Raw genomic sequence first — 18,098 nt, forward strand, 5'->3', positions numbered from 1 at the left:
GGTGTGATCTGGAGGACTTTTGCGGCGGAGATGTTCGAGCCGTTTGCGCGGGCGGATCAGCGGCGGTGTGCGGTGTGTATCTGCGAGGACTGCTGCTGGACGGGCGACGCAAGTCGGTGGGACCGATGGCCGCTCGGCTGGGCAAGGACGGCAACCGGCAAGCCCTGGCCCACTTCATCACCACCAGCCCGTGGGACGAGGCACGTGTACGAGCCCGCCTGGCCTGGAGGATGCAGCGGGTGATCAAGCCGGCCGCGCTGATCGTCGTTGACACCGGGTTCCTCAAGGACGGGGCGCCTCGGCGTGCGTGGCACGGCAGTACTCCGGGCACCGCCGGCAAGGTCACCAACTGCCAGGCAGGTATCTCGCTACACCTGGCCTACGACCTCGCCTCGGCAGCGGTCGACTGGCGGCTGTTCGTACCCGAGAGCTGGGATCCCGCCTCGCCCAAGGCCGATGCGGCCAAGGTCGCCGCCGCACCACGTGCGGCATCCCCGCCGACGCCGGACACGTCGAGAAGTGGCAACTGGCCCTGGACATGATCGACGAGACCAGATCGTGGAGCATCGAGGTCCCCCTCGTCGCCGGTCGTGCCGCTTCGGGCTGGGCGTGGCCGTCCGACCTGCCCGCCGACACCCCACCGGCCACCCTCGTACGCACAGCGAAACTGCGCCGGCGCATCGAGCACGACTACCGCGAGATGAAACAGGCCTGGGCCTGGCCCACTTCGAAGGCCGCACCTTCAAGGCCGGCACCGCCACGTCACCCTCGTCTCCGTCACGCACGCCTTCTGCACCCTCCAGCGCATCAGCCGGTCCCCACAAGAGACGGCGCCGGCTTGAACCTCTACCGAGTCGCCCGCGAACTGCAGTTAATCCTCGTGGCCTGGACCGGCGTCTGCCGCAGCTGTCACCGCGACAGGCCAGAACCGATACCAACCTGACCAAGCACTACCAGCACCTGCGTACGGGTTCCCAGATTTCCGTCGCGGTCGGGGACGGCCGACCTCCCGGGCGGCGTGCGCGCTCCGAGTCAACAGCCATTCGATCCAAAGCTGAGCGGACGGTTCACGACCGCGTACCCCCGCTCACGGTAGAGGTGCAGAAAGGGGTGCATGCAGCGGTTCGCAACTTTTCATATGCGTACAACCGAGTTAGGTGCCGGTTGGGTGGGGATGCCGATACGAGAGGGCCCCGCAGGATGGGCCCGGCCCTACGGGGCGACTCAACCCCCCTCCGTATGCGAAGTGAGGCATGGTCATGTGGCCCAACGCCCTTGACGATTTTGCCAGTTCGGTGACCGCAGGCGAGTCGGTGATGTTCGTGAGTCGACTCAACGGCACCTACATCCGGAAGCAGGGTGACGCCCAGGTCGTCAACCTGCCACTCAAGAACAACACGGACAACGCACATCTCTTCCGTCTGCACATCGCCGGCAAGCATGCCGGCAACAACCTGTACTCCATCGAGAGCCTGGAAACCCACCTCCCCTCCGAACCGGCCCTGTACATGTCGGTCAACCCCGACAACGTCGCCGACGGTATCCGGTGGGTCGACCCGAAGACCGTCAGCGGGAAGGCCGCGAAGGCTCTGCTGTGGTACATCGTCCCGCAGCCTTGTGGAGGTGTCGCCCTGCTGCCGGGTCTCGACCCTTCCTACGGTCTCGGCTTCATCGACAAGAACCCCGGCGTCAATGTCTGCGGACGCCCCACCGAGCTCATCTACGGCTGGGTCCCCGTGATGAACACGTGGGACATCACCGGGCAGCGGGACAGGGAGTGCCCGCCCACCAAGATCCCGGAGGTCTGACGGGGCAGGCGTGGCACGTTCATCAGGACAAGCGCTCGTCAGGACAAGCCTGTTGGCTGGTTGTGCGCCCGGCCGAGGTTCGTTCACGGCCACAACTGAGCCGGCGGCAAGAAGCTCCTGCCGCCGACCGTGAAGAAGTCGGTGACCGGTGGAAGCGGCCAGTGACGTGAGCGGTGCCTTACGACCTATCGCCGACGCTGTGACCGGCGTCACGGATGACGTGATGGCTGTCGTTCTGAGTGGGCTCGGTGTCGTCGTCTCAGAGCGTCGGCGATACGTCGCGGCAGAAGCGCGCAGAACGCCGCTACCGACTGAGGGAGGACTGCCGAACGTCCACTGCGGCATGCAGCTGCTCGGCGTCCTGGCCCTTCGCTACTCCAACGACCGGCACAAGCCCGTCATCGACGTCCTGAGGCTGGTTGAACGGCACAAGGACTCCTCCACCACCCACCTTCCGCTCGGCGAGACCATCCCGCTGGAAGGCATCGTGCGCAAGGACTGGACGGCGGACCCGTCGCGCCCGGCCCCGTCCAAACGGTCCGCAAGGGCAGCGCCCGAAGATGCCGAGCACCTCGCCGACGGCCAGGCCGGCCAGTATGCGCAACGCTCTCCTGCGCGTGTTCCCCGCCTCCGCGCACACCCGAGCCGGGGGCGGGGTGGGGCGCCGACACGGGGCTGGGATGGGAAGCCCCCAGCGATCAGCCAGGCTCCTGTCGGCACGCTCAGCGAGTTGATCGATCACAGAGGCCGCTGGGCTGTGTCACCGAGGCGGTGGGGCGAGATGGCTGCCAGGAGCGACGACGAGGTGCTGACCGGCCTTGTTCAGGGACATCCTGGAGGGCGCATTCCCAGGGACTCGGGCGTGCGGTCGACGTGCGTCCGCTGCGCCTCGCGGCTGCCTCGGTCGTACGTCAGGGCGCTCTTCGGCTGTGATGCGTGCCGCAGCCCGGCTGTGCTTCGCGACACACCTCGCCCGCGCTCCGGGACACACCGCGTCCGCGCAGACCAGCGCCCACCAGTCATCCCACCCCCGGAAACCATTGGTTTCATATTCAACATAGAAATTGCACTTTCAAGGAATTCATCCGTCTATTGATACCGCTTACATCTTTTACTTATCTTGTGTGCCCATAAGTCACTCTCCGACCTGTTTCCCCCATCGGAGCACCCCTCGCACATGACCCATCGCCCCGTGCGCCATCCCCTCGCGCTGCTGCGCAAACGGGAAGGCCTCTCACACGCCGCCTACGCCAGTCGCATCGCCGACGCCCATGCCGAACTCGGCTTCGGGACCATGGCGGCCCGCCGCGAGAAGATCGCCCGCTGGGAGTCCGGCAAGGTCACTCCCGAACTCAACGCCCAGTTCGCCCTCGCCCACCTCCACGACGTGCCCCGCTCCGAGGTGCTCCGGCTCGGCTGGCCGGAGTGGCTGTACACGGCCACCGGACAGGCATCCCTGCTCCAGACACCGTGGAGCTGCGACGAGGCACTGCACGCCCTGGACACCATCGGCCGGACCCCGCCGCGTCCGGACGGGAACGACGACGGTCTCATCTCCTGCGAGCAGGCCATCACCAGCCTGACCACGGCGTGGCTGGACAACGCCGCTCCGTTCGAACCACCCGGCCGCGGACTGCGCATCGGCGCGGAATGTGTGGCCGCCCTGGAACAACGCCAACTGAAAACCCGGGAGCTCTACGACGAGCTGGGGCACCACGGTATCCGCACGCTCGTGGACGCCGAACTCCTCCTGCTGTGCGACCTGGTCCGCAACGCCTCATACGACGGGCCGACGGGAGCCGCCCTCCTGGCCCTGACGGCCAACGCGGCCTGCTACAGCGGCTGGCTCTCCTTCGACTTCGGCGACCACAGACGTGCGAAGTCCGCCCTCCTGGCCGCCATGCGCACCGCTGCCGCCGCCGAGAACCGCCCGCTCGGCGCATGGGCGATGACGCTGCTCGCCATGCTGCAGGTGTACAGCGAGAAGCCTGCCAACGCCCACTCCCTCCTCGACGCCGCATACCGGACCTGTGAACGCTCCGGTCACAGCCCCCGGCTGGCCGCCCTGATCGGCCTCATCCGCACCAGCACGTACGCGATGCAGGGGGAAGAGACCGCCGCCCTCGGTCAGTTGCACTTCGCCCGTGCGCTCTACTCCCCCTCCCCGCACGACAACGACCCCCCGTTCCTGAACTGGTTCACCGCCGACCAGATGGAACTCTTCGTCGGCGCCGCCCACTTCTTTCTCAGAAAGATGGACCGCGCCCTCGACCATCTGCTGCCCCTGCTCGACCCGGCCCCCACGGCCACCCGATTCGAGGTCCGCAGTGCGGCCCTGGGGAACGGATATGCCGCACGGGCACACCTCGCCTCCGGTGACGCCGACGTGGCCCTGGACCGCGCCCGCCAGGCCGTCACCTTCCTCGTCCAATCCCCCTCGTTCGGTGTCGAGAAGCAGTGGCAACTCCTGCGTACGGAACTCCCCGACCCCCAGGCCGACGCCTGGCAGGAGCTCTCCGCGTCCCTCGCCTGCCGCACCGCCTGAGTGCCCTGGGCCGCGCACGTCTATGCGGCCGACGTGGGGCTGCCGCTGCGTGACGAACCGGCCACCGGCCTCCCGAACTCGCCTCCGGTATCCCCATGTTCGCGCTCCTGTTGGCCGCGGTGAGCGAGGGCATGCTGTGGCTGCGCCGCGCATACGGCCGCGTCGCGCGCCGGCTGCCGCAGCTTCTCGGCGCCGTCGGCGGCCTCGTGCTCGGCGCCTCCATGCTCCTGCAGCGCTCCCTGCTCGGCAGGCCCGACACCGACGGCGCCACCGCCCTGGTCACCGACGTCCTCGTGAGCCTGCTCTTCGGTGCTCTCGCCGGGGGTTTCGCCGTCCTGCTGCGCGCCAACTCACCAGCCACCGCACCGATCCCGGAAGGCCGTTGAACTCGTGCACCGACCAGTGATGCGACGCATTCGCGCACTGCTGCTCGTATTGTCCGCGACGGCCGCGGCCGTCTTCGTGTCGTCCCCCGTGGCCCTGGCCTACCAGCCGGTCGAGATCGTCCACACCGAACAGGTGCAGGCCGGTCCCCACCACCTGACGGTCGGCTTCTCCACGTGGCCGCTGCGCGCCCTGAAGTCGCTGGACTTCACCTTCGTTCCGGATGGCGGCACAGCCGGCACATCCGGGACGCCGACCCGCAGCGGCCCCGGCCTGAAGGTCACCACCCCGCTGGTCCGCCATCCGCGCCGACGGGACGTCTGGGGACTGGACGTCAAGGCGCTGCTCGAACCCGGACATGGACGTTCACCTTCGACATCGACGGCCCGGCCGGCCACGGTACGGGCTCCCTCCGGAACCTCACCGTCCTCGACCAGCCCGGCTCGCCCCTGCCGTTGAGCTGGAGCATTTGCGCACTACCGGTTGTCGGACTGATCGCCTTCCTTGTCATCGCCTGGCGTCGCCACAGCCCCACCGCACCATTGCGGCCCTCGGCCACTGACCGGGCGCTCCAACGGCCGTCGAGCCGGGGCTGAACGGTTCCCCCTGGCCACCTCACCTGCGTCGGCGCTTCATCGCCTCGCCCGCCGACGTGCGGCTTCAGGATGAAACGAGCTCCGGTCGGGAGGCTGCCTGGCGGGTGGCTCGGCGTTCCTCGGGCGCGCCGTTGTTCACCTCGCCGGCATGCCTTCGGGCCGGGCCCAGCCGCCCGCGCGAACGCCGGTGACCAAGCGTCCTTCCCGCCCCGATGCCCGCCGCCGAGGTGCTGCGCGGACGTGCTGCGCGCGGGATACCTCAGCAGACGTCGATGACATCCGAGGAACACCTGGAATCATCCGGTCGATCCCGGCTGGGCGCGGAGCCTTCGTTCACGCCTTGTTCGGGTTGGCCGGCGAGGACTTCCACATCCCGGCCATCTCGGCGCGACCCGCCCGGGCATCGTCGCGGTGCATGCCGGTCGTCAACCGTTTCATGGGCATTCAACTGACTGCTCCTGATCACCGTTGGGCACTTCATCTACGGTCCTTGAGGTCTTCGAAGGGAGGGGACTCATGGACGCACTCCTTGCAGTCCGGGCTCGCGGGATCACCAAGTGGTTCGGCGATGTCGTCGCGCTCGACGGCGTCGACCTGGATGTGGCGCAGGGGCAGATTCACGGCCTGGTCGGACCGAACGGCGCCGGCAAGACGACCTTGCTCGGCCTCCTGCTGGGTCTGGCCGTCGCCGAAAGCGGCAGCCTCGACATCCGGGGTACACCGGTCGGGCGGGCGCTCGACGCTCCCGACGGTGTCGCCGGCTTCGTGGACGCCCCCGGTCTCTACCCCTCGCTCACCGCCCGGCAGAACCTCGCCGCGCTGGCCGCTCTCCGTGGTGACGACGCGCGGACGACGGCGATCGACGACGCGCTTGCGCAGGTCGGGCTCACCGATGTCGCCGACGAACGGGCCCGCGGCTTCTCGCTCGGCATGCGACAGCGGCTGGGGCTGGCCGCGGCGCTGCTCACCAAGCCGCGGCTGCTCGTGCTCGACGAGCCGTCCAACGGTCTGGATCCGGCCGGCAAAAGACACGTTCACGGTGTCCTGACCCGGCTCGCGACGGACGGCACCAGCGTGGTGCTCTCCAGTCACCGCATGGACGACCTCGAGGCCCTGTGCTCCGACGTCACCATCCTCGCCACCGGGCGGGTCGTCTTCTCCGGGCCGCTGAGCAAGCTGGCCGCCGAGGAGCAGGAGCTCGACTACCGGGTACGCACCTCCGATGCGCACGCCGCCCGCCAACTGGCTGCCGCAACGGCCGGGATCCGCCTCGTGGATGACACCGGGTCACGGCACGACGCGCAGGTGCTCGTGGTGCGTGCGCCGGTGCCTGCCCTCGACGATCTGGTGGTGCGGCTGGTGCAGGCGGGCGTCGCGGTACGCGAGCTCTCCCCCGTGGTATCGCCGCTCGAGGCAGCGTTCCTCGCCCTCACCGGACCTGAGGAGTCCGGGCGGTGACCGCGACCCACGCCCACGCCCACGCTCAGCCCCACGGTGCCGGTACCCGCCGCGCCTCGGTGGCGCGTGGCTACCGCTTCGAGCTGGTCAAGCTGGTCTCGCAGTGGCGGATCCGCCTGCTGGTTCTTGCCTGTTGGATCGCGCCGGCGCTCTTCGTCGCCGCGGTGAGCCAGCAGAGCACGCTCCCCGTCGACACCCTTTTCGGCCGCTGGATGCACGCCACGGGATGGGCCGGACCGCTGGTGATGCTCGGTTTCGCGGGCTCCTGGGCGCTTCCGTTGCTGACCTCGGTGGTGGCCGGCGACGTGTTCGCCGCCGAGGACCGGCTCGGCACCTGGCGCCACCTGCTCGTGGCGGTCCGGTCGCCCAGGCGGATCTTCGCCGCGAAGGCGTTCGCCAGTCTCACCGTCCTCCTGCTGCTGGTGGCCGGGCTGGCCTGTTCCAGCGCGGCCGGTGGGGTCGTGGCGGTCGGCAACCAGCCGCTGGTCGGCCTCGACGGCCACCTGCTGACGCCGGCGGACGCTGCCGTCAAGGTCCTGCTCGCCTGGGTCTGCGTCCTCGCTCCGACCCTCGCCCTCGCCGGGATCGGACTGCTCGGGTCGGTCGCGCTGGGGCGCTCCCCGATGGGACTGCTGCTGCCCGTGCTCGTCGCCCTCGCGATGCAGCTCGCCCAGATGATGCCGCTGCCCGTCGCCGTACGCCTCGCCCTGCCCAGCTACGCCTTCATCGCCTGGAACGGCCTGTTCACCGCCCCGGCCCAGCTCGCCCCGCTCCTGATCGGCATCGGTGTCAGCCTGGCGTGGGCCGTGCTGGCGACGGCGCTGGCCTATCTGCTGTTCCTGCGGCGCGACTTCACGAACCCGAGCTACGACGGCTCGGGGCGCCGCGTGGTCACGGTCGGAGTGCTGCCGCTGCTCGGGCTGGTCGCCATGACGGTGGCGGTCCTCACCACCTCGATCACGGCCACGGACACGGCGACGGCCAGGGCGACGGCGACCGGTTCCGGGATCGGGCAGGCGAAGGTGCAAAGCTCGGTCGCCACCGCATTCGCCCACCTGTACCGCATGCAGACCGAGCAGCTCCACCGACCCGCCGTCACCGAGGCCCGGCTGAGAGCCACGGCGACGTGCGACAAGGGCGGCCTCCAGGTCGCCGCGCAGGGGCCGGGCAACGACTGGCGCTGCGTCGTCTCCTGGCATCTCCCCGGCGTCCAGCCCGCGGGGCAGGCCGTCTATCAGCTCGACGTGACCCCGGACGGGCGGTTCATGGCCGATGGCGATGGGCCGAAGGAAGTCAACGGCTACTTCCTGGTGCGGACCCCGGAGGGGGACGCACCGAACCCGCTGTGGCAGTTCGACGGCAATGTCGAACTTCTCTCCACCTCGAAGGGATGACTCCATGCAGGTCCTACGCCGCCGTCGGCATGACGAGAACGACCGTTCCGGCTTTCTCGACAGACGCTTCAGCCGCCGCAGTGCCCTGGCAACGGCCACCGCGGTCGTTCTCGCCGCCACCGCCGGCATCGGTTATGCCCAGACGCACCAGTTCGGCACCGACCAGGTCGGCCAGAAGACGGCCGACGGCCAGGTCGTCTCCAGCGACCAGTACATCGCCCCCTACGGCGACCGCCTCGTCATCAACAACGGCAAGATCATGTCGTCCTCGGTCAGTCCGGACGGCACCCACGTCGCGGCCTCACTGACCGACGGCGGAGCGGCGCTGGCCATCGTGGACCGCAAGAACTGGAAGGTGCAGCAGTTCGTCAGCGCCTCCGCATCGTCGAACCCGCGCATCAGCAGCAACTCCGTGGGCCAGGAAGGCCCCACGTACTCGCCCGACGGCAAGCAGCTGTGGCTGGGCCAGACCGACGGCTACACCAAGTTCACCGTGAGCCCGGACGGCAGCGTCACCGACCCGACGTTCATCCGGATCCCGGCGGACGGTTCCAAGCACGCGCTGGTGGGTGAGCCGGTGTTCTCGTCCGACGGCTCCACCGTGTACGCCGCGGTCAACGGCCAGAACAAGGTGGTTGCCCTCGATGCGGCGACCGGGGCGATCAGGCACAGCTGGGACGTGGGCAACGCCCCGCGTGACATGGTCAGGGTCGGCGACAAGCTCTACGTCAGCAACGAGGGCGGCCGTCCGGCCAAGCCCGGCGATACCACGATCAACTCCTACGACACCCAGGTGCCTGCCGACCCGAAGACCGGTGCCACCACCACCGGCACGGTCAGCGTCATCAACCTGGCGAAGCCGGCCGCCGCCGTCGAGAGCATCGACGTCGGCCTGCACCCGACCGCCCTGTACGCCAAGGGCGGGGCACTGTTCGTCACCAACACCGCCACCAACGACGTGTCGGTCATCAGCACCGCCGGCGACAAGGTCGTGCAGACCATCGCCACCCGTCCGTGGCCGGAGGCGTCGGTGGGTTACGAACCCAACGCGGTGACACTCACCGACGACGGTCATCTGCTGGTGACGCTCGGCCGCGCCAACGCGGTCGCCGTATACAAGTACAAAAGCCCGCAGGAACCGGTCAGCTACGTCGGCCTGCTCCCCACGGACTACTTCCCCTCGCAGATCGCCACCGTCGGCAACCAGGTGCTGGTCTCCAACACCCGTGGTGTCGACGCCCGCCGCCCCAACACCAGCGGCGCGCACGGCACCCACGACACCACCTCCAGCCTGCAGCGGTTCACCCTGCCGGACGACAGCGTCATCAGGTCCGAGACGGCCAAGGTCTTCAAGCAGAACGGCTGGACGGGCGACTCGGTCAAGAAGACCGACGGCAGGAGCCACGCGAAGCCGATAGCGGTCCCGCGGCGGCTCGGCGACCCCTCGACGATCAAGCACGTCTTCCTGATCGTCAAGGAGAACCGGACCTACGACCAGGTCTTCGGCGACATCCCGCGGGGCAACGGCGACGCGAAGCTGACGCAGTTCGGCGAGAACGTGACGCCGAACCAGCATGCGATGGCCAGGCAGTTCGGGCTGTACGACAACACCTACGACATCGGCACGAACTCTGCCGAGGGCCACAACTGGCTGATGCAGAGCGACAATCCGGAGTACACCGAGTCCTCGGCCGGTGAGTACCAGCGCAGCTACGACACCGAGAACGACGCTCTCGGCCACCAGAAGTCCGGTTTTCTGTGGACCGGTGCGCAGGCGGCAGGCAAGTCCGTCAAGGACTTCGGCGAGTTCCAGTCGGTGGAGAGCAAGCCGTCCGCGGCGTCCTGGCAGAACCTGTACTGCGACGCCAAGACCATGGACGCAACCGGGCGGCCCACGGCCTACCCCATCAAGACCGGGTCGGCGATCCCCTCGCTCAACGACGTGTCGGTGCGCGGCTTCCCGATGTTCGACCTCGACGTCCCGGACATCTACAAGTACCAGGTCTGGAAGCGGGACTTCGAGAAGAACGGGCCGGCGAACCTGAACATGCTCTGGTTCTCCAACGACCACACGGGTGGTCCCGCGAGCCCGTCCGCCCAGGTCGCGGACAACGACCTCGCGGTCGGCAAGATGGTCGACAAGATCTCGCACAGCAAGTACTGGAAGGACTCGGCCATCTTCGTCGTCGAGGACGACTCCCAGGCCGGCCTCGACCACGTCGACGGGCACCGGGCCCCGATCCAGATCATCAGCCCCTGGGCACAGCACGGCAAGACCGACAGCCACTACTACAGCCAGATCACGATGATCCGGACCATCGAGCAGATCCTCGGGATCCACCCGATGAACCAGAAGGACAGCGCGGCCACCCCCATGAGCGGCGCCTTCACCCCCACCCCGGACACCACCCCGTTCAAGGCGCAGCCCAACCGCGTCCCACTCACCGACGGCCTGAAGACCCAGCCGCCCTGCGGCTCGGACAACCCGGCACCGCAGAGCCCCAAGGCAGCGGCCGTCTCGCCCGCGAAGGTACCCGCGGACAAGCAGGACCTGGCGGCAACCTGGGACAAGTGGAAGTCCAAGCAGCGACTGACCGGCCCCCACGCCGTCCCCGACTACGCCAACCCCGCCCAGATGAACCACCTCACCTGGTACGAGACGCACAACTGGAACAAGCCGTACCCGGGCGAGAACAAGATCTTCGCGCCGCAGGATGTGCCAGGGGCGTACATTCCGTCCTCGGAGAACGACGGCTGATGTCTGCTGGAGACTGAGGGGCGACTGGCTTCACCGCGGCCCGGAGCACAGCCGGTCCCGGGCCGCGGCCCGGGACCGGCAAGTTCAGCAGCACCCCGCCTCGTCACCCGATGCCTTCCGCCATCCACTACTGAGGTTGAACTCGTAGTGCCGGATGCGGCCATGCGGGGTTGATGGTGAGGCCGATCAGCGAGCCGCAGGCGCTCGCGTGTGAGGTCGTGCTGTGCGCCTGGTCCGGCTGAGAGCCTGGCTCTATGAGGGCATACCAGAGCGAGCGAGCGTCCGAACCAGGTGCAGCCATGCTTCGTTGTCGCCGGCATCTGCGGCCGGGCGAGCGAGGCGCTCGGCCGCTGTGTGGTCCTTTGCTGTCCGCCATCTCCTCCGCTGGCGCGATCGTCGCCGCATCGGTGGCCGCCGGGGTCGTCCTGCTGGTGGTCCTCATCGCCCGGCCGCTGCTGTTCGCCACGCTCGACGAGGCCGTGGCCGCCGCCCGCGGGGTACCGGTCCGCCTACTCGGGTACGGCTTCCTCGCCCTGGCCGGCATCAGCGCCGCCGAGGCGACCCAGGCGGTCGGCTCACTGCTCCTGCTCGGCCTGCTCGCCGCCCCCGCGGGCGCCGCGATCCGGCTCACCGACCGGCCCTACCGGGCACTTGCCCTCTCCGCCGCACTGGCGGCACTGGAGATGTGGACCGGGCTGTTCGCCGCGTACACGGTGCCGAAGATACCGCCGAGCTTCGCCGTCCGCCTTCCTCACCGGGGACGGCCTCACGATCGACAGCGGCTTCACTGCGTAGCGGGGACGAGCCAGTCCAGATGGTTGTGCGACCGTGCGGTGAGCCGTGAGCACAGGAGCGGCTGCGCGCCCAACGGCCGTCTGGCCGGCGTGTGGCTCAGCGCGGCCGGCGTTCCCCGACGGGTGGTGAGCTGTCCGCGCCGCCTCTGTCCGGCGAGACCGAGGGCAGCCGTGGTACCCGGCACTGGAACCGCATCCACGTCGATCACGGCCAAGTGTGCGGCCGGGTCCGGGTGTTGACCGATCCTGCATCTGCGGTCTGCTGCATCGCGAACTCGTGGCAGCCAGATGCACCACTTTGTGTGGTCGGCGGCGGTACGGACCTGGGCGGAGGGTACCGAGGGCGTGGAGGACCGGGCTGTCCACGGCGCCCGCCGCGCTGCGCCGCACGGTCTGCTGGAGGAGGGCGCGGGCGGACGGGGCGGCGCGGGAGATCGTGCCGGTGTCATAGCGGCGAAAGTCTGTGGGCCGCCCCCGAAGCAACCGGCGCCGACTGGCACGTCACCTCACTCACTGACCTGATCGCCACTCCGCGAACCTGAGAGCACATGTCAGCTGCGATCACCTTCCGAGCCTCAGTGGCGCACACAGGAAGGCCACAACTCCCTCGCGCCGCCGCGATCCGCCGGGTCCCCTCCGGCCTCTAACACCAACGTGCCCCACTGAATCCACGGCGCCGGCGGCGCCGTAAACCGGCCACAGTGTCGGATCTCGAAAAACATGTGAAGGAGTCGCTGACATCCCGTGACTGGTCTGCCGGTCGGTAAGTACGGATATTGGGAACCTCGACAGACATTACCGATGGGCCGGGGTCGCCGACTGGCCGGTCGGCATGGTTTGCTCTCGCGCCAAGCCACGAGTGGAAAGGTCAGACATGCGTAATGACTGCACCCCCGTCAAAACCCGAGAGATTTCCGACGCCGACCTGGACGGTGTTTCCGGAGGCATTCTCGGCGACATGATGCAGGACGCCCCGTCCGCGCTCCCTGGTCTGCCGGGGTTGCCCGCGCTGCCCGGCGGCGCGATCAGCGGTGGCGGCGGCATACAGGTCGACGGCCCCGTCTCGGGCCAGGCTGGCGTTTTCGGCATCGCCGCGCTCTGAGGCACCCATGGGCCCCGGGAGCCTCTTGCCGCTATCGAGGCAATTTCGGGGCTGACCACTTCGCCCTGCCGATCGTTTGGTCGGCGGGGTGAAATGCTGCGAGCCTGCTGGTGCGGTCTCGTGGTCTTCTGGTGAAGTGGCGTCGGAGCAGGCGAGGTTGCCCTCCAACGAGAAGGGCGGCCCCACTGGACCGTCATATCTGACCCCATTCAGCGATCTTCGCTGCCTTGTCTGACCGGGGAGAATTGGCCGCACGGCGGCGTTTCCTGTGTACTCAAGGCCCTGCGGTCAGTGCATCTCGATCACGCGCATCCGATGTGATGCGTTGTGAACCCGGCCATCCCTCATCCCGTGTCCGGCCGTGCCTGCTCCGATGTCACCTCACCTGTGAGCAACCGTTGCAATAGCGTCACAGCAGGTACGTGGCACGCTTCGGGAAGCGTCGTTAGCGTTTGTGGCCAATCGATCCCGGGCGTCAGCGTGAACCAGGTCGCCGGTACTCGCGGCGGCGGTGTCAGACCTCAAAGGGGTGGCGTCCCGGCAGGGTCGGACGTCGCGTCGGGGCTTTGCAAGGCCGGGCAACTCAGGCTGATTTCATCGACCAAGGAAATGAGGAGAGCCCAATGACGAGTGGCTACCTGGAGCGTGACGAACTACGGATCGATGGCGGACGGTTGTGGGCGGGTGGGCTCGCGACAGCCGTGGTCGCTGGACTGGTCGCGGAGGTCGGTATCCTCGTCGCGCGAGGACTGCTGCACCTCGCGGTCTTTGCTCCCATGGGTGATGGTCTGTGGGGCGACGCCAACACCACCACCTACGCCGTGGGCGCTGGTGTCGTCGCGCTGGCCGCCACCGGGCTGCTGCACTTCCTGGTCGGAACCACCCCGAGCGGTACCACCTTCTTCGGCTGGATCATGGGATTGCTGACCGTCCTCGCCGTGGCGATTCCCCTGAAGGTCATCGGTACCAGCACCGAGACCATCGCCACTACCGTGCTCAACGCGCTCATCGGGCTGGTCATCACCACGCTGCTGATCGGCGCGGGTGGCGGAGCACGGACGTGGGTGCGCACTCAGTACCGCCAAGCCACGCACGAACCTCCCCGGTGGTAGACGCGATCACAGCCAGACGACCACGTCGGATGGCGTAACGCGTGCTACCCGCGCTATCCGCAATCAGCCGAGTGGTAGCAATGCACGCCGCAAGTGCGTGGCCCCACTTGGATGCCGGCAGGAGTGATGACCGCGCCGGCCGCGGCGGGAGGCACTGCGGTGGTGCAAGCCCCAAGCGCAGGCGCAGGCGCATGGACAGGCTTCCGTCAGCAGGTAGCCCGTCGCTCGGCCGAGGAAGCCCGCAGCGCGAGGACGCCGAACTGGAGCCGCTCGACCGGTGCAAGCAGCCCCAGGAATCCCCGGAGTTGGACCGTGCGGAAATCGGCATCCCCAACTCCCAGTTCCGCCTGGCTCTCCAACTTGACGTATATAGCGGCGCGTTGGGCTCTACCCGCCACCCCTCGGCGGACGCGACGATCTTCGCCGACTTGCCGCAAGCGTCACAAACACCGACGTGGAGTTGGCGGGAATCTGCACCCCGGGGAAGCCGCCGAACGGCTGGGTGGTGGTGGGGTGTTCAGTGACGTCCCAAAGATGTTGCGCGTGCTGGGGGAAGTCCTTATGGTCCACGAACCAGACCAGTGGCGTGTTTGCCTGCACAAATACCCGACTGGTTAGTTCGGTGGCGCAGCGAACTGTTCAGTGCCGTACGCCACTGGCTCTCTGTTTCCCCGGTCGGACCGCACGATTGGGAAGCAGAAGTCCATCCCTGTCGCCGCGGCTACTGGCTCTAGCCGTCCTCAGCCTGGACGCTCCCCAGCAGCACCTCCACCAGGGTGTCGAAATCCATCGGAGGGTCGGCCGGGAACCGCCCGGATTCCTCGGCGGCCAGCCACCCCAGGACGGCGGTCGCGAAGACGTACCAACGCTGACGGGCGTGTTCGGGCGGTAGCCCGCCGAGCGTGAAGGCCGTCACCACGCCACGCTCGACGATGTCATGTCCCACCGCCCGGTGCCCGCCGGTGAGGGCGCGGGCGGCGAAGCCGGGCACCGCGCGGAACTCGCGCCGGATCCGGTGGGCGAGTTCGGCCAGCCAGTCACGCCAGTCGGCTTCCGTCGGTTCGCGCCGGGGCACGATCCGCCGGCTCAACTCGGCGCTGGCCAGGTCGAGTAGTTCCGCACGGCCGCCCACCCAGCGGTAGAGCGCAGAGGTCGCCACGCCCAGGCGGCGCGCGACCGCCTGCATGGTGAGAGTGTCCTGGTCCAGCTCCAGGGCAGCCGCAACGATGCGATCGCGGTCGATCACCGCGGGGCGACCAGGGCGGGGGGTACGGGCGGCAGGCTTACGGCCGGGGGTGAGCTCGGGCATGACCGCCAGCCTAGTGAGGGATGGCCACGCATTTAATGAATTCATTTCACAAACTACTAAGGTTGCCCTAACCTGTTGCCCTGACCGGCTGGGGCCTCCGGCGCATTTCCACGCTGCGCTGCCCCGGTTCTGCTCTGCCCCGGGGCTCCGCTGCCCGGGGCCGCGTTGTCCCGAGGCCGCTGCTCCGGTTCGTACCGTCCCGCGCTCCGGGCCGGCTCCGCGCCGTCCCGTTCCTCCACACTCCGGAAGGATCCACCATGCCCGCACCACAGCCAATACCCACACCACAGGCCAGGACCGCGCGGCAGGCCATGCCCGCCCGGACGCGCCGAACTCCCCTACTACGCCGCACACTTCGGCTATTTCGGCCACCGCAGTCGGCCCAACCCGTCCCACGAGCCCGCCCGGTTCAGCCGGTTCGCCCGGTCCACAACGGTGCGCTGCTCGCACTGGCCTGCCTGGTGATGTTCCTGATCGTCCTGGACGCAACGATCGTCTCCGTCGCCCTGCCCTCCCTCCGCGCCGACCTGGGCATCGGACCCACCGCACTGCCCTGGGTCGTCAATGCCTACACCCTCGCCTTCGCCGGCTTTTTGCTGGTCGGCGGGCGCTGCGGCGACTTATACGGACGGCGCCGCACCCTTCTGATCGGCATCGCCCTGTTCACTCTGGCCAGTGCCGTCGGTGGCCTCGCCACCGAGGCTGGTCCGCTGCTCATCGCACGCGCCGTCCAAGGGCTGGGTGGGGCGCTGTTGATGCCCACCACCCTGTCGGTGATCATCCAGACCTTTCCGGAGGGGCCCCGGAGAGCCAGGGCCCTGGCGGTGTGGAGCGCTGTCGGCGCGGTGGGCGCGGCCTCCGGGACCGTGCTGGGCGGAGTGCTCACCCAACTCCTGGACTGGCGTTGGGTGTTCTTGATCAACCTGCCGTTCGGGGCGGTCGCGGCCACCACCGCCTGGCGCGTCCTGTTCGACGTGCGGCGAGAAGTACCGGCAGCGGAACAGCGACGCGAGGATGGCGAACCCGCGCCGCGGCAGCGACTCGACCTGCCCGGCGCCATGCTGGTCACCGCCGGACTGGCCGCCGCGCTGTACGGGCTGATGGAGTCGACCGTGTACGGCTGGGCCGCGCCCCGTGTCTGGGGCCCCGTTGCCGCTGGAGCCATCGCGCTTGCCCTCTTCGCCGTGCATCAGGCGCGCTGGGCGGAGCAGCCCCTCGTCTCACCGTTGGTGGTTCGCAGGCGCCCGGTCCAGGTCGCCAACGCCACCATGTTCCTTCTCGGCTTGGCCTTTTTCGCGAGCCCGGTCCTCGTCTCGCTGCATCTGCAGAACGTCCACCACTACAGCCCTCTCCGCGCAGGCCTGGGCTTCCTGCCCACCGCGGTCGCGCTGATGGTCTCTGGTCTGGTGACCGGCCGGCTCATCCCCCGGTTCGGGGCTCGCGCCGTGGCCGTCGCCGGCCTGACTCTGGCCGCAGCCGGCTTCGGCGCGCTGGCGCTGACGCTCGGCGGGCATGGCCCGTACACGCTGACCGTCGCCCTGCCGGGCGTCGTTTTCGGACTCGGAGTCGGCTCCGCCTTCACCCCCGTCACGGCGTGTGCTACCAGCGGAGTTTCGCCGTCCCTTGCCGGAGTCGCCGCGGGCATCCTGAACACCACGCGCCAGGTCAGCGGTGCCGTCGGGCTCGCCGTCCTGAGCACCCTGGCCGCCGCCGGAGCGGACTCGTACGCGCGGTCGCACCCGGCCGCGGGCGGCGCGACAGGCGCTGATGCCCTGGCCCATGGCAACGCGCTGGCCTTCGGCGTCGCGGCCTGCTGTGCACTGGCCTCCGCAGTGGTGGCGACCCGGCTGCCACCACCCCAGCCCTAGATGAATGAGTCCGATGTTTGTGCTGGCCGCGACCATGGCGAAGGGCGCCCGTTGGCTCGTGTGTGACGACAAACCTAGACGCCCTTCTGGCGGCACTCTACGTGTTCATCGACGACCATGTGGCCCCTCGTCGCCGGATCGGGCGACCCCCGAAACTGACAGACGCCGAACTGCTGTGCCTGGCCGTCGCCCAGGTCCTGCTCGGCTTTCCCTCTACCCGTCACTGGATCCGCTTCGCGCACGCCCGCCTACGACACCTCTTCCGCTACCTGCCCCAGCAATCCGCCTACAACAAGCGCCTGAACGCCGCCGGCCCACTGATCTCGGCCGTGCTCCAGGCACTGGCCCAGCAGGTGCCCACCTGGCACGACAACCTGCGCCTGGTCGACTCCACCCCACTGCCGTGCGCCGCCTCCCGCCAGACAGTCAAACGCTCCGAACTGGCAGGGCACGCCGGATACGGATACTGCCCCAGCCATTCCCGCTTCTTCTGGGGCTTTCGGCTCTACCTGCTGACCACCGCGGAAGGCATGCCCATCTCCTGGTGCCTGGCCCATCCCAAGATCGGCGAACGGGAGGTGATGACCGCACTGCTGGAACGCGACCACCACCTCGTACGCTCCGGCCAAGTGATCCTCGCCGACAAGGGCTTCGCCGGAAGGGAGTTCGAGGCGTTCCTGACCGAGAGCCTGGGCGTCCATCTGGTGCGTCCGGACCGGAAGGACGAGCCCGTGCGACACGGCCGTCTCGCCCGTGTCCGCCAATGGATCGAGGCCGTGTTCGCCACACTCAAAGGCCAGCTCAGCCTGGAACAACACGGAGGCAGAACCCTGCCTGGAGTGTTCGCCCGCACCGGCCAACGACTCCTCGCACTCGCAGCAGGTGTCTGGCACAACTGGACCACCGGCGCCAAGATCAAACGATCCCTGACCGCCTTCGACCACTGAGAACATCGGACTCATTCATCTAG

General features: G+C 68.6%; 14 protein-coding genes. 13 read left to right on the forward strand and 1 reads right to left on the reverse strand.

The features are described from left to right. Positions 1-74 precede the first annotated feature (74 nt). The 11 genes from RZ84_RS40325 (at position 75) to RZ84_RS00955 (ending at position 13,951) form a co-directional block, all read left to right on the forward strand. On the forward strand, positions 75-542 hold the full coding sequence (locus tag RZ84_RS40325) for a transposase (RefSeq protein ID WP_241777487.1): 468 nt from the start codon (positions 75-77) through the stop codon (positions 540-542). Between the two features lie 780 nt (positions 543-1,322). Next, positions 1,323-1,808, forward strand: a complete 486-nt coding sequence (locus RZ84_RS00910) for a hypothetical protein (RefSeq protein WP_157878727.1) — start codon at positions 1,323-1,325, stop codon at positions 1,806-1,808. 1,177 nt (positions 1,809-2,985) lie between these two features. After that, entirely contained in the window at positions 2,986-4,353 is a 1,368-nt protein-coding gene (locus RZ84_RS00915; protein ID WP_043262712.1) for a hypothetical protein, read from the forward strand. 95 nt (positions 4,354-4,448) lie between these two features. Then, positions 4,449-4,739, forward strand: coding sequence for a hypothetical protein (locus RZ84_RS00920; protein ID WP_043262713.1), 291 nt, complete (start codon positions 4,449-4,451; stop codon positions 4,737-4,739). A 19-nt stretch (positions 4,740-4,758) separates the two neighbouring features. Then, entirely contained in the window at positions 4,759-5,196 is a 438-nt protein-coding gene (locus tag RZ84_RS00925) for a hypothetical protein (RefSeq protein WP_198539923.1), read from the forward strand. 653 nt (positions 5,197-5,849) lie between these two features. Further along, a complete protein-coding gene (locus RZ84_RS00930; protein WP_043262714.1) occupies positions 5,850-6,791 on the forward strand; it encodes an ABC transporter ATP-binding protein in 942 nt (313 codons plus the stop codon). Positions 6,792-6,850: 59 nt separating this feature from the next. After that, a complete protein-coding gene (locus RZ84_RS00935; protein WP_107068214.1) occupies positions 6,851-8,185 on the forward strand; it encodes an ABC transporter permease in 1,335 nt (444 codons plus the stop codon). 4 nt (positions 8,186-8,189) lie between these two features. Next, a complete protein-coding gene (locus RZ84_RS00940; protein ID WP_043262716.1) occupies positions 8,190-10,943 on the forward strand; it encodes a bifunctional YncE family protein/alkaline phosphatase family protein in 2,754 nt (917 codons plus the stop codon). Positions 10,944-11,305: 362 nt separating this feature from the next. Then, a complete protein-coding gene (locus RZ84_RS40330; protein ID WP_241777488.1) occupies positions 11,306-11,977 on the forward strand; it encodes a metal ABC transporter permease in 672 nt (223 codons plus the stop codon). Positions 11,978-12,611: 634 nt separating this feature from the next. Beyond that, positions 12,612-12,839 carry a hypothetical protein gene (locus tag RZ84_RS00950; protein ID WP_043262717.1) on the forward strand — a complete coding sequence of 76 codons (228 nt, stop codon included), beginning with the start codon at positions 12,612-12,614 and terminating at the stop codon, positions 12,837-12,839. 623 nt (positions 12,840-13,462) lie between these two features. Further along, on the forward strand, positions 13,463-13,951 hold the full coding sequence (locus tag RZ84_RS00955) for a DUF6069 family protein (protein WP_052229654.1): 489 nt from the start codon (positions 13,463-13,465) through the stop codon (positions 13,949-13,951). Between the two features lie 730 nt (positions 13,952-14,681). Here the strand turns inward: RZ84_RS00955 and RZ84_RS00960 are convergent. Further along, positions 14,682-15,260, reverse strand: a complete 579-nt coding sequence (locus RZ84_RS00960) for a TetR/AcrR family transcriptional regulator (protein WP_063772644.1) — start codon at positions 15,258-15,260, stop codon at positions 14,682-14,684. 464 nt (positions 15,261-15,724) lie between these two features. Between RZ84_RS00960 and RZ84_RS00965 the strand changes: the two genes are divergently transcribed. Further along, positions 15,725-17,128 carry an MFS transporter gene (locus RZ84_RS00965; RefSeq protein ID WP_052229656.1) on the forward strand — a complete coding sequence of 468 codons (1,404 nt, stop codon included), beginning with the start codon at positions 15,725-15,727 and terminating at the stop codon, positions 17,126-17,128. A 62-nt stretch (positions 17,129-17,190) separates the two neighbouring features. Continuing rightward, positions 17,191-18,075: an IS982 family transposase gene (locus RZ84_RS00970; RefSeq protein WP_043262718.1), complete on the forward strand. Its 885-nt coding sequence runs from the start codon at positions 17,191-17,193 to the stop codon at positions 18,073-18,075. Positions 18,076-18,098 lie beyond the last annotated feature (23 nt).

The sequence above is a fragment of the Streptomyces sp. CT34 genome (assembly GCF_000805335.1).
In the GTDB taxonomy this organism is placed as follows: Bacteria; Actinomycetota; Actinomycetes; order Streptomycetales; family Streptomycetaceae; genus Streptomyces.

Coding starts and splice junctions, on each gene's coding strand:
- RZ84_RS00925 (WP_198539923.1), top strand. CDS start 4,759: ATGCGACGCATTCGCGCACTGCTGCTCGTATTGTCCGCGACGGCCGCG.
- RZ84_RS00965 (WP_052229656.1), top strand. CDS start 15,725: ATGTTCCTGATCGTCCTGGACGCAACGATCGTCTCCGTCGCCCTGCCC.
- RZ84_RS00920 (WP_043262713.1), top strand. CDS start 4,449: ATGTTCGCGCTCCTGTTGGCCGCGGTGAGCGAGGGCATGCTGTGGCTG.
- RZ84_RS00940 (WP_043262716.1), top strand. CDS start 8,190: ATGCAGGTCCTACGCCGCCGTCGGCATGACGAGAACGACCGTTCCGGC.
- RZ84_RS00960 (WP_063772644.1), bottom strand. CDS start 15,260: ATGCCCGAGCTCACCCCCGGCCGTAAGCCTGCCGCCCGTACCCCCCGC.
- RZ84_RS00930 (WP_043262714.1), top strand. CDS start 5,850: ATGGACGCACTCCTTGCAGTCCGGGCTCGCGGGATCACCAAGTGGTTC.
- RZ84_RS00915 (WP_043262712.1), top strand. CDS start 2,986: ATGACCCATCGCCCCGTGCGCCATCCCCTCGCGCTGCTGCGCAAACGG.
- RZ84_RS00955 (WP_052229654.1), top strand. CDS start 13,463: ATGACGAGTGGCTACCTGGAGCGTGACGAACTACGGATCGATGGCGGA.
- RZ84_RS00950 (WP_043262717.1), top strand. CDS start 12,612: ATGCGTAATGACTGCACCCCCGTCAAAACCCGAGAGATTTCCGACGCC.